Annotated in this window: 11 protein-coding genes, 2 tRNA genes and 1 riboswitch; of the genes, 8 read left to right on the forward strand and 5 right to left on the reverse strand. The window is 64.2% G+C overall.

Annotation, left to right across the window (positions count from 1 at the left end):
- Positions 1-47: 47 nt before the first annotated feature.
- Positions 48-1190: a D-alanyl-D-alanine endopeptidase gene (gene pbpG / locus ACFQU0_RS11390; RefSeq protein ID WP_382200839.1), complete on the forward strand. Its 1143-nt coding sequence runs from the start codon at positions 48-50 to the stop codon at positions 1188-1190.
- Positions 1191-1253: 63 nt separating this feature from the next.
- On the opposite strand, the gene ACFQU0_RS11395 is transcribed toward pbpG, so the two are convergent.
- From ACFQU0_RS11395 to nth, 4 genes are all read right to left on the reverse strand, one after another.
- A complete protein-coding gene (locus ACFQU0_RS11395) occupies positions 1254-2039 on the reverse strand; it encodes an IclR family transcriptional regulator (RefSeq protein WP_382200822.1) in 786 nt (261 codons plus the stop codon).
- 72 nt (positions 2040-2111) lie between these two features.
- The gene (locus ACFQU0_RS11400; RefSeq protein ID WP_382200824.1) at positions 2112-2849 is read right to left on the reverse strand and encodes an arginyltransferase; all 738 of its coding nucleotides are present in this window, start codon (positions 2847-2849) and stop codon (positions 2112-2114) included.
- The gene (aat, locus tag ACFQU0_RS11405; RefSeq protein ID WP_382200826.1) at positions 2846-3607 is read right to left on the reverse strand and encodes a leucyl/phenylalanyl-tRNA--protein transferase; all 762 of its coding nucleotides are present in this window, start codon (positions 3605-3607) and stop codon (positions 2846-2848) included. Before aat ends, ACFQU0_RS11400 begins: the two co-directional genes overlap by 4 nt.
- Positions 3604-4239 (reverse strand): endonuclease III, encoded by a 636-nt coding sequence (gene nth, locus ACFQU0_RS11410; protein ID WP_382200828.1) that lies wholly within the window; start codon positions 4237-4239, stop codon positions 3604-3606. Before nth ends, aat begins: the two co-directional genes overlap by 4 nt.
- Positions 4240-4298: 59 nt before the next feature.
- On the opposite strand from nth, the gene ACFQU0_RS11415 reads away from it, so the two are divergent.
- The 6 genes from ACFQU0_RS11415 to ACFQU0_RS11440 all read left to right on the forward strand — a co-directional run bounded on the left by ACFQU0_RS11415 (position 4299) and on the right by ACFQU0_RS11440 (position 10397).
- The gene (locus tag ACFQU0_RS11415) at positions 4299-5315 is read left to right on the forward strand and encodes an LLM class flavin-dependent oxidoreductase (protein WP_382200830.1); all 1017 of its coding nucleotides are present in this window, start codon (positions 4299-4301) and stop codon (positions 5313-5315) included.
- Positions 5316-5346: 31 nt separating this feature from the next.
- Positions 5347-5449: riboswitch (TPP riboswitch) on the forward strand.
- Between the two features lie 72 nt (positions 5450-5521).
- Positions 5522-7687, forward strand: coding sequence for a TonB-dependent siderophore receptor (locus tag ACFQU0_RS11420; protein WP_382200832.1), 2166 nt, complete (start codon positions 5522-5524; stop codon positions 7685-7687).
- 56 nt (positions 7688-7743) lie between these two features.
- Positions 7744-7819: transfer RNA gene (locus ACFQU0_RS11425), tRNA-Asn, on the forward strand.
- 73 nt (positions 7820-7892) lie between these two features.
- Positions 7893-7968 (forward strand) — tRNA-Asn (locus ACFQU0_RS11430).
- A 439-nt stretch (positions 7969-8407) separates the two neighbouring features.
- Entirely contained in the window at positions 8408-8812 is a 405-nt protein-coding gene (locus tag ACFQU0_RS11435; protein WP_382200834.1) for a hypothetical protein, read from the forward strand.
- Positions 8802-10397, forward strand: coding sequence for a tyrosine-type recombinase/integrase (locus tag ACFQU0_RS11440; RefSeq protein WP_382200835.1), 1596 nt, complete (start codon positions 8802-8804; stop codon positions 10395-10397). Before ACFQU0_RS11435 ends, ACFQU0_RS11440 begins: the two co-directional genes overlap by 11 nt.
- 311 nt (positions 10398-10708) lie before the next feature.
- Here ACFQU0_RS11440 and ACFQU0_RS11445 read toward each other — a convergent pair whose 3' ends face one another.
- A complete protein-coding gene (locus ACFQU0_RS11445; RefSeq protein ID WP_382200837.1) occupies positions 10709-11023 on the reverse strand; it encodes a helix-turn-helix transcriptional regulator in 315 nt (104 codons plus the stop codon).
- A 359-nt stretch (positions 11024-11382) separates the two neighbouring features.
- On the opposite strand from ACFQU0_RS11445, the gene ACFQU0_RS11450 reads away from it, so the two are divergent.
- Positions 11383-11631, forward strand: coding sequence for a hypothetical protein (locus tag ACFQU0_RS11450; protein ID WP_382200838.1), 249 nt, complete (start codon positions 11383-11385; stop codon positions 11629-11631).
- Positions 11632-11704: the final 73 nt, after the last annotated feature.

Raw genomic sequence — 11704 nt, forward strand, 5'->3', positions numbered from 1 at the left:
TGCGTATACTCCGTTACATAAAACTTCACTTTTAAGGTTTCCGCATGATGCAAACAACAGGTCGGACGCTGAAATGGGTGGGTGGTGCCGCTTTGTTTGTGGCCTTGTCCCTGTTGAATGTCTCTCACGCACAGACCCAAAAGACGCGCAGCGCCCAGGCGGCCAAGACGAGCACAGTCAACAAAGCCAAAAAGCCGGTGGCTGTCAAACCAGTGGCAGGCAAAAAAACCGCTCAAGCCAATACGGGCCGCACCAACAAGGCCGCTGTGGCGCAACGCAAAACAGGTACGCGCGTGGCGTCCGCCAACAAGCGGGTGCGCAAATCGGTGGTTGCTGCTGCTGCGGTCACTTCTGCCGCCACGTTGGCCGTGGCGCGGCCCTCAATGGGTGAAAAGCTGGGTCTGCGTGAGCGCGACGATCCGCTGGACCTGAATTCGAGCGTGGCGCTGGTGGTTGACCAAGACACGCACGAAGTGCTGCTGCGCAAAAATGAAACGGCGGTGCTGCCAATCGCGTCGCTGACCAAGCTGATGACGGGGCTGGTGGTGGTGGACGCGCAGTTGCCTATGGACGAGATGATCACCATCACCCAGGCCGACGTGGACACGCTCAAGGGCAGCAGTTCGCGCCTGGCCGTGGGCACCACCTTGTCGCGCGGCGAGCTCATGCACCTGGCGCTGATGTCGAGTGAGAACCGTGCAGCCCACGCGCTGGGGCGCACCTTTCCGGGCGGCTTGTCGGCGTTTGTGACCCTGATGAACGCCAAGGCCGGCGAGCTGGGCATGAACGACACGCGCTATGTGGAGCCAACCGGCCTGTCCAGTGACAATCGTTCGAGTGCCAAGGACCTGGCCACGCTGGCCGCTGCGGCCTACAACCGGCCAATGTTGCGCGACCTGTCCACCTCGCCCAGCCACCAGGTGGATGTGGGTCGGCGCACCGTCCAGTTCAACAACAGCAACCGCCTGGTGCACAACCCGGAGTGGAGCATTGGGCTTCAGAAGACCGGCTACATCTCCGAGGCGGGTCGCTGCCTGGTGATGCAGGCCAACGTGGCCGGTCGTCAGGTCATCATGGTGTTTCTGGACGCCGCAGGCAAGGCGGCGCGTATAGGTGACGCGGAGCGTGTGCGCCGCTGGGTGGAACAACGCACCGACACCCTGATGCAGTTTGCCAAGCCACAGAGCTGAATTCGTGCGCGACGTGCGCGCGCCACACAACAACCCCGGCGCCAGATGGTTGCCGGGGTTTTTTTATGGGCGTTGGTTCAGGTTGCCCAAGGCCGCTGAAATGCTGGCGGCGGTGGCCTTGAGCTTGGGCAACCAGCCATCGTCCAGGCGGTCGGCAGGCGCTGAAATCGACAAACCGGCGACCAGTTTGTTCTGGTCATCGTAGATGCCTGCGGCCATGCAGCGCACACCCAGCTCCAGCTCCTCGTTGTCGCGCGCCACGCCCAGTTGGCGGCACAGGCTCAGTTCGCGTTCCAGTGCGGCCACTTGCGTGAGGCTGTTGCGGGTGTTGCCTTGCAGCCCGGTGCGGGTGGCGTAGGCGCGCACGCGCTGTGGGTCGTCGGCCGCCAGAAAGAGCTTGCCCACCGAGGTGAGGTGCAGCGGCGCACGGCCACCAATGGCGCGCACCACCTGCATGCCTGAGCGTTCGCTGTAGGCACGTTCCACGTACACAATTTCATCGCCTTGGCGCACGCTCAGGTTCACCGGCTGCTGGATGAGTTTGTGCAGCTCGCGCATGGGGCCCAGGGCGGTGTCGCGCACGCTCAAGCGGGCTTTCACCAGGTTACCCAACTCCAGCAGGCGCATGCCGAGCCGGTATGCGCCGGCTTCCGGGCGGTCCACAAAACGACCGATGGTGAGGTCGTTCAGGATGCGGTGTGCGGTGGAGGGGTGCAGGCCGGTTTTCTCGCTGATTTCTTTGAGTGAAACCGCTTCCTCGCGGGAAGCCAGCACCTCCAGCAAATTGAACATGCGCTCAATCACTTGGACGCTAGGGTGGCTGGGGAGGGTGTCTGAGCGTTTGGTCATGGTGCCTATCAATGACCGTATTTTACGAGATGAAATCTCAGGCTCACCGGCAGATGCCGTGTGTGCCGGGTGTCATGGGGCTCCCTGCCATTGCCCGTCGCGCAGGACTTCGTGTGGCTCGAACAGCGCCTTGTAGCGCATCTTGGGGCTTTGTTCGATCCAGTACCCCAGATAGACGTGCGGCAGGCCCAGGCTGCGCGCCTGCTCAATCTGCCACAACACGTTGTAGGTGCCGTAGCTGGCGCGTGCCTCAGGCTCAAAGAAGGTGTAGACGGCGGAAATGCCATCGTTGAGCACATCGACGATAGACACCATCTTGAGCTGCGCTGGCCGGTCATCCGTCGCGGGTTCGAAGAATTCCACCAATCGCGAATTGACCCGGCTTTGCAACAGGAACTGGGTGTACTGGTCGATGCTGTCGTGGTCCATGCCGCCGCCGGCGTGGCGGTGGTTTTGGTAGCGCAGGTAGAGCTGGTAGTGCTCGGGCACAAAACACAGCTTGAGCACGCGGGTGTGCAAGTGGCCGTGCTTGGCTTGCGCCCGCTTCTGGCTGCGGCTGGGCTTGAAGTCGTGCACCTTCACCCTCAGTGGCTCGCAGGCGCTGCAGCCATCGCAGTAGGGGCGGTAGGTGAACATGCCGCTGCGGCGAAAGCCGCGTGCCACCAGGTCTGAGTAGGCGTCGTTGTGGATCAGGTGGCTGGGGGTGGCGACCTGCGAACGCGCCTGTCGGCCGTCCAGGTAGCTGCAGGGGTAGGGCGCTGTGGCGTAGAACTGCAGCGCCTGAAGGGGAAGCTCTTTGGGATGCGTCACGTGGATTCGTGTGCGGGCAAGAGATGTTTCCAGTATACGGACAAGAAGCGCCACGCCGCTGCCGGTGTTGCCAGCGTGCCATGCACATGGTGAACAAAATCGCTGCGAGCGATCTCGCGCGCACCCAGTGACGCCAGATGGGCGGTGTTTTGCTGGCAGTCGATGGCAGTGATGCCGTGTTGCCGGCAAAAGGCCACCAGCCCCGCCAGCGCCATCTTGGAGGCGTTGCTGCGGTGGCTGAACATGGATTCGCCAAACACCATGCCGCCCAGGTTGACGCAATACAGGCCGCCGGCCAGCTCGCCGTCCCACCAGGTCTCCACGCTGTGCGCGTGGCCGGCGCGGTGCAGGGCCTCGTAGGCGGCCACCATCTCCGGCAGTATCCAGGTGCCATGTTGGCCGTGGCGGGGCGTGGCCGCACAGTGCCGGATCACCGACGAAAAATCGTGGTCAAAACGGATTTCGATGCGCTGCTGGCGCAGCCCGCTGAACAGGGGTTTGCGCAGCGAGTCATGGAGCCGGAAGTCCGTCACCTGCAGCACCATGCGGGGGTCGGGGCTCCACCACAGAATGGGCTGGCCTTCGCTGTACCAGGGAAAAATGCCTTGGGAGTACGCCGCGAGCAGGGTGTGCACGTCCAGCGCGCCACCAGCGGCCAGCAGGCCTGGGGCCGGGTCGTGTGCGCCCCAGGCGCTGCTCAGCGGTGGAAAGGCTTGGCCTGGCTCCAGCCAGGGCAGGGCTGGTGCGCGCCGCGTCATGCGCGTGTTTTGGGCTGGAAGTCGCAGGTGTGTGCCACCGCACACTGGTGGCACAGCGGCTTGCGGGCCTGGCACACGTAGCGGCCGTGCAGAATGAGCCAATGGTGGGCGTCCACCAGGTAGGCCGGCGGAATGCGCTTGAGCAATTGCTGTTCCACGGCCAGTGGCGTTTTGCCCGGCGCGAGGCCTGTGCGGTTGCCCACGCGGAAGATGTGCGTGTCCACCGCCATGGTGGGTTCACCAAAAGCCACGTTGAGCACCACGTTGGCCGTTTTGCGGCCCACGCCGGGCAGGGCTTCCAGCGCCTCGCGGGTGCGCGGCACGCGGCCACCGTGTTGCTCCACCAGGATGCGGCAGGTTTCCATCAGGTGTTTGGCCTTGCTGCGGAACAGGCCAATGGTTTTGATGTGCGACTCCAGCCCCTCCAGCCCCAGCGCCAGGATTTTTTGGGGCGTGTTGGCCAGCGGGAACAAGCGCCGCGTGGCCTTGTTCACCCCCACGTCGGTGGCCTGGGCCGAGAGCAGCACGGCGGCCAGCAGCTCGAACACGCTGGTGTATTCCAGCTCCGTCACCGGCATGGGGTTGGCGGCCTTGAGGGTGGCGAAAAAGGTCTCGATGGCGGCGGGCTTCATGCGTCGGATGATAAACACGCGCCGTGCAAGCCCATGGCCGAAGCGGGACAATCCGGGGCATGAAAGCTTTATCCGACATCGCCCTGTCCATGCTCGATCTGGTGGCCGTGCGCGAAGGTGGCACCGTGCGCGAAGCGCTCGACATCGCCGTGCGCACCGCCCAGCACGCCGAACGCCTGGGTTTCACACGCTATTGGCTGGCCGAACACCACAACATGGTGGGCATCGCCAGCTCGGCCACGGCCGTGCTGGTGGGGCACATCGCCGCCGCCACCTCGCACATGCGCGTGGGTTCGGGCGGCGTGATGCTGCCCAACCACGCTCCGCTGGTGGTGGCCGAAGCCTTTGGCACCCTGGCCGAGCTGTACCCCGGCCGCATCGACCTGGGCCTGGGCCGCGCGCCCGGCACCGACGGCCCCACCATGCGCGCCCTGCGCCGCGACCGCGTGGAAAGTGAAGACGACTTCCCGCGCGATGTGGCCGAACTGCAGCGTCTGCTGGCACCTGCCCAGCCCGGTCAGCGCCTGGTGGCCATGCCCGGGGCGGGCACCAACGTGCCCATCTGGTTGCTGGGTTCCAGCCTGTTTTCGGCGCGCCTGGCGGCCGAGCGGGGCTTGCCCTACGCATTTGCCTCGCACTTTGCGCCGCGCCTGCTGCTGCAAGCGCTTGATGTTTACCGCAGCCACTTTCAGCCCTCGGCCACACTCCAGCAACCCTACGCGGTGGTGGGTGTGCCGGTGATTGCCGCCCCCACCGACGAGGAGGCCGAGTTCCTGGCCAGCAGCACCTACCAGCGGGTGCTGGGCATCCTCACCGGCGACCGCCAGCGGCTGCAGCCGCCGGTGCCACATTTCCGTGCCAGCCTGCATTCCCAGGCGCGCGCGGCGGTGGACGATTTTCTGGCCGTGGCCGCCATAGGTGGGCCTGCCACCGTGACGGCCCATTTTGAAGAGCTGGCCCGCGTGACCGAAGCCGACGAGTTCATGATCGTCAGCGACGTGTTCGACCCCGCGCTGCGTCTGCGTTCGCTGGACATCGCGGCCCAGGCCATGCGTGTGCCGACAGCGGTGGCCTGAACTACAATTCTCGCCGCACGTTGTTGCAACGTGTTTTCGCTAGGGGTGTTGCCCGCCACACGGCGGGCGACTGAGAAAGTCCCTTTGAACCTGATTGAGGTAATCCTCGCGCAGGGAAGCAAACGCAGTCACCGGGCGCCCGCCACACGTGGGTATTCTGCTCGGTGCCATGCCCAGCCGACCTGCCATTTCGCGACCACCACGCCATGGCACACACCCGTTCTCTTTTTCGCTCTTTGCCCCGCCGCAGCTTCATGCTGACGCCCGTGGCCGCCGCCTTGTTCAGCACGGCGGCCTTCTCGCAAACCCAAACCCTGGCCCCTGTCACCGTCAGTGACGGCACGGCAGCGCCCAGCGTGGACGTGGGCGGCTTTGGCGACGCGCCCCTGGCCCGCACGCCCATCAGCGCCACCGTCATCGACGCCGCCCAGATCGAGGCCAGCGGCGCGCGCAGCGTGCGCGACCTCTACAAGTTCGATGCCTCGGTGTCCGACGCCTACAACGCTGTGGGCTACTGGGACTACGCCACCGTGCGCGGCTACGTGCTGGACGCCAAATACAACTTCCGTCGTGAAGGCCTGCCCATCAGCGCCGAAACCGTGATCGGGCTGGAAAACAAAGAGCGCGTGGAAGTGCTCAAGGGCACCAGCGGCATCCAGGCCGGCACCAGCGCGCCGGGCGGGCTCATCAACTACGTGGTCAAACGCCCCACCGAAAAAGACCTGCGCAGCCTGCGCACCGAAATCACCAGCGAGGGCGGCGTGCTGGCTCATGTGGACCTCGGCGGACGTTTTGGGCAGCAGCGCGAATTCGGTTACCGCTTCAACTTGGCCGGCGAACGCATTGGCAGCCATGTGGACGCCGCCGATGGCCGCCGCCACCTGCTGGCCCTGGCCATGGACTGGCGCATCAGCCGCGACAGCCTGCTGGAGGTGGAGTTTGAGCACAGCCGCCGCAGCCAGCCCGGCGTGCCCGGCTTGAGCCTGCTGGGCAACCAACTGCCCGCCGCCAACCCCTTCGTCAACATCAACCACCAGCCCTGGAGCCAGCCCGGCGTCATGCGCAACTTCAGCGGCAGCGTGCGCTTTGAGCAGGCCTTGAGCGAAGGCTGGAGCTGGACCGCCCAACTGGCCTCGCAGCGCCTGCAGGCCGACGACCGCCTGGCCTACCCCTACGGCTGCTACGACGCCGGCAGCGACACCTACTACGCTGACCGCTACTGCCCCAACGGCGACTACGACCTCTACGACTTCCGCAGCGACAACGAGCGCCGCACCACCCAGGCGCTGCAACTGGCCGTGAAGGGTGAACTCAAGACCGGCGCCATCAAACACCAACTGCGCCTGGGTGTGCAGGCCAACCGCCACACCGACCTGGGCCAGCCCCAGGCCGACAACAACGCCGCCGTGGGCACCGGCAACATCTACACCCAGCCCGCGCTGCCAGCCGACCCCACCTACGCCGACCCCTACACCAAGCTGCGCGAGCGCAGCACCGAGTTCTTTGCCTACGACGCCATCGAATGGGCGCCCGGATTGAGCACCTGGCTGGGCCTGCGCCACACGCGCCTGAACCGCCACAGCGTGCGCACCGATGGCTCGCGCGAGACGGACTACCAACGCAGCTTCACCACCCCCTGGCTCGCCGGCAGTTGGCAACTCACGCCCGCCCACATGCTGTATGCGAGCTGGGGCAAAGGCGTTGAATCGGAAGTGGCCCCCGGCCGCAGCCGCTACACCAACGCAGGCCAACCCCTGCCCACACTGGAAAGCCGCCAGTGGGAAATGGGCCTCAAACACGACGACGGCCGTGTGCGCTGGAACGCCACCCTGTTCAACATCACGCGGCCGCTTTCAGGCGATGTGGGCACCTGCGACGATGCCGCGACGTGCACGCGCGTGATCGACGGTGATGCGCGTCACCGTGGCCTGGAGCTGGGCGCAGGCACCCGTCTGGGCGCCTGGAGCCTGCAAGGCAGTGCCAGCTTCATGCACGCGCGCCGACGCGGCGGCGTGATCGTGCCCGAACTCAATGGCCAGGCCCCCACCAATGTGCCCGAGTGGGTGCTGCGCGCCAGCGTGGGCTACCGCTTCGCCGCCGTGCCCGGCCTGAGCGCCATTGCCAGCCTGTCGCACGAAGGCCGCCGCAACGTGCTGCCCGATGCCTCCGTGCGCCTGCCCTCGTGGACACAAGTGGACGCCGCTTTGCGCTACGACACCCAACTGGGTGGCCACAAAGCCACCTGGACGCTGGCCGTGGAGAACCTCGCCAACCGCCGCTTCTTCAAAGAGTCGCCGTACCAGTACAGCCACATCTACCTGTTCCCCGCCGCGCCACGTACCCTGCGCCTGGCCCTGCAGACCAACTTCTGAAAAAAATCGGGCTGCTTGCAAAAAACCGAAAAATATCGATATACTTCGAGGCTTCTTCCCCGATAGCTCAGTCGGTAGAGCGCCGGACTGTTAATCCGTAGGTCCCTGGTTCGAGCCCAGGTCGGGGAGCCAAACAAGGCGAAAAATGGGAACCACCCCGGTTCCCATTTTCTTTTCCGCCTTGGCTGCCGGAAGCAAGTATTTTTCCCCGATAGCTCAGTCGGTAGAGCGCCGGACTGTTAATCCGTAGGTCCCTGGTTCGAGCCCAGGTCGGGGAGCCAAGAAAATAGCGATAGAAATCAAGGCCTTAGCAGCGCAAGTTGCTAAGGCCTTTTGATTTTCCGGGGCCTGAGCCGTGTTTGTTTGCGCATGTGTTTGCGCTTGCTCACCGGGCCCGGCCACCGCCGGACGCAGCACCTGCTGCGCGCACACACGGGTCGCACCACGCGGCCCGACTGGCGCACAAGCAAAGGCTCGTTCGACCCAGCCCCCCGGTACAAGCCTGCACGCAGCGCAATCTTCGGTCGACAGAACCCGGTTCGCTCGCGTTCGCGTGAGCGACGCCCCGAGACGCCACGAGGCGCCGCTAAGCCGTCCTCAGACGCCCGCAGACATCTGCAAGCGCTCTGAAGCGGTCTAAAGCGGTCTAAAGCGTTTTAAGGCGGCCGCAAACGGCTGGGTTCCTAGACACGTCACCTTCAACCAACAGGAGATGACGATATGTCTGACCAACACCCCGCCGTCGCAGGCAACCGAGCTCACGCTCACCCCGCGACTTTGACCAACCCCGTCGCTGCCACCACCTCGTGGCACGCTGCAGCTCATTGCCCTGCAGCCCATTCCTCGGCCACCTTCCCTCAGGCCGTCGTGACCCAATCGGGCGCCCGCATCGAGCGTGTTGCGCACCAAGTCGTGTCGCGCAAGTTCGATGGCCTGGCTCGTGCCCAGGCCGCCGCGCGGGTCTGCGTTCAGGTTTCGCTGGACCGCGAGCCCTCGATGCTGGACCCGGTGGCTGTGTCCTACGGGAGCGCCGCCCCAGTGGACCTCACCCCACTGGTGCTCTCGAACGCATCCAACCAGAAAACAGCTCACTCGCTGGCGCAGGAGGCTTGCCATGGCCAATAAGCGCCTTCCCACCCCCCGCAAATACCGCGGACGTTGGCAAGCACAGGTCACGCTGAGCAACGGCAAGCGCCCGGTCGAGTCTTTCGACACCCACAACGAAGCCAAACAGTGGATTGCGGAAATGATTGCCCTGCGCGACTCAGAGCATGAACCTGAGCTCGGTGGGCCCACGCAGACCACACTGGCCCAAGCGCTGCGCCTGTACGCGCAGACCTACTCGCTCATCAAGGGCGGGTGCGACGCTGAACTGACCCGTATCAACAACTACCTAGTGGGCGCCGGTATGAGCCGCGTCCGCCGTCGCACCGACCCCCAAGGCAAGCCCTTCATCGAAGAGTACGAGCTCAAAATCGGTGCGAAGGCCTTCGCTGAGCACCGCGACAAGCGACTGGCCAAGCGCAAGCCCACCTACGACCTGATTGCCGAGCTCGGCAGGAAACGCTGCAGCATGCTCAAGCCGATGGACTTCCGTACGCTGATGACCACCATGAAGACAGACGGTTTGAGCGCCAGCACGATTCAGAAAGAAATCGCGCTGCTGCGGCACATGTTTCGATTGGCCCCTAAGGAGTGGAGCTGGAAAGGCTTCGAGGACCCGACCGAGGGACTGAAGCTGGGCACGTCGAACTCGCGCTTCGTGTTCCTGACTACGGCCCAGCAGGAGCGAATGTGGGCGGCTCTGGAGGAGTGCGACCGGCCCGAGTACATGGGCCTGGTGGCCATCTGTGTGGAGACCACCTTGCGCAAGGGCAGCCTGCTGCAGTGGCGCTGGGAAAACACCGACCTGGAAAATCGCATCATCAAGGTTCCGAGCAAAACGGGCGATGTGGTGATGCCGCTCAGCCAACACGCTGCAAACATCTTGGCCAACATGCCCCGACCAGAGACTGGGCGGGTGTTTCCCTTCTCCGAAAACGCCGTGCAGGAGATGTGGAAGGGTGTGCGCACGAAGGCCGGCATTCCGGACTTCCAGTTCCGTGACCTCCGGCATTTGGGCGCGACCGCTTGGGCCCGTCGTGGACTCAACGCGCACGAGCTCATGCGGGTCCTGGGCCACAAGACCCTGGCCCAGGCGCTGAGCTACATTAACTTGGTGAGTCTAGACATGCTCGATGCGCTGGACCAGGCTGCGGCGGTGTCACCGGTGGTGTCGGTGTCGATTCCCGCGGTCGAAGGGGAGGGCAATGCTGTGGTCAGCAAGCGCCGCTCCCAGCGGCTGGCCGAAGCTGCTTTGAAGAGGAGGAGGGAGATGGTCGAGGCACTGACCACCGGTGAGCAGACGCGGCCGGCAGAGCCCGTTCCCACGGCGGCGCCTCAAGCGTCAGCGCCGCCATCAACCTCGCCATCTACCCCGCCATCTACTCCGCCGTCAGCCGGCGAACTTGTTGCTCAGCAGTGGCAGCAAGATGACCTGAAATTGTCCAAGGATGCCGAGGCCGCATCGACTGCGACACATACGCCGCCCGAGCTGCCTCCATCGCCCGAACCGGTCGATGCGGCTGGCTCTTCCTCGGTGAATCCTGCTCAAGTCGTTCGCAGGCCATCCGCCGTGGTGTACGACTTTGCGCTCAGAAAACGGGCGTGACGCCTGAGCTTGGCTGGATTTCTCGCTGGCCAAGCCACTTCCACTCACCCGTCATCAAGGGCCGGCTCATGCCGGCCCTTTTTGTTTCTCGATGCTCAGAGCATGACTGTGCAGGGGGGCGAGAGTGACCGGCAAGGCACTGCGTTGCGCGGGCCGGGCTGGAGATGTTTGCCGCGATGCCACAGGCCGTGTTGACCAACCATTTTGGCCGCCGCGGACGAAAAAAAATGCCTGCGACCAACGACGGTCGCAGGCCCGTGGGAGGAGTGCGGAGCTGAACAGGTCACCTGTTCAGGGCTCGGACGCCGAAATCAGCTGGTGGCGACGAGCTTCGCCTTGGCCGACGTGCCGCGCTTTTTGGGCTCCCAAGCCAGCTGGCTGGCGAACTGCGCTTCAAGCCATTCGTCGACGACGGTCTCCAGCCAAAAGACGTCGCGGCCCAGGTATACGCCACGCGGAAACCGGCCCTTGGCGACGAGCTTCTGGATGCTGCGCGCGCACATGTTCATGCGCTCTGCGACTTCTTTGAGCGACAAGCGGGCGCTCGCGCAGGCCGTGCGCGCGGGTTTGGTGACTTCCGAGCCGGTGGCGGAAGCGATGGCGGGTTTCGTGGTTGTTGCGGTCATGGTGTGCTCCAGGTTGTGACCAGACCTAAAGCAACCGTTTTTATACGCCCGGGTTCGCTGCCATACCTTTGGGTTCGTCGGTAAGCGCTATCAAGGATTTTTTGGAGCTGGGCCATGCGCTGATGCATCGGCTCCATGGGGGTGCTTTCGCTCCAGACCTTTTTGTACGTCTTTTAGTCGGCGGTTTAGTTCGTGCCGTCACTACACGTCCCAAGCAGTTCACGCGGGGTGGGCTGCAAAAACAACGCCCCGCATCCTGAAAGCTTGGCGGCAAGGGATGCAGGGCGTGCGGGAGTACCAGTGAGACGTATAGCAACTGACTTGTGCATGGCCCTGGGGCTCCCATTCGGGAGGCCTACATGGCACAACAACTTGCGCTCGCCTGTGACGAGCCCTTTGACTTTGCGGCCAACGAACCGCTGCTCTATCACGACCCTGAGCGCTACGGATACACATCGATTTTTCGGGCAGGTGGCAAGCCGCGGCAGGTCTCAGTTCGGCTGAAAGACCTTCAGTCGTTCTTGCACAAGCAGGGCACAGGCGGCAAAGACCAGTACATCGCGCAGAACGAGTTTTCTAAGCCCAACCGGCAGGCTGTGTGGAGTTGACCCACTTCCGTGGACGGGTACTGGTTTGATTCTCAAACCGTTTCGGGTGTTGTCTCGACATGCACGTAGGCAT

The organism is Hydrogenophaga defluvii (assembly GCF_042665235.1).
Classification (GTDB): Bacteria; Pseudomonadota; Gammaproteobacteria; order Burkholderiales; family Burkholderiaceae_C; genus Hydrogenophaga; species Hydrogenophaga defluvii_A.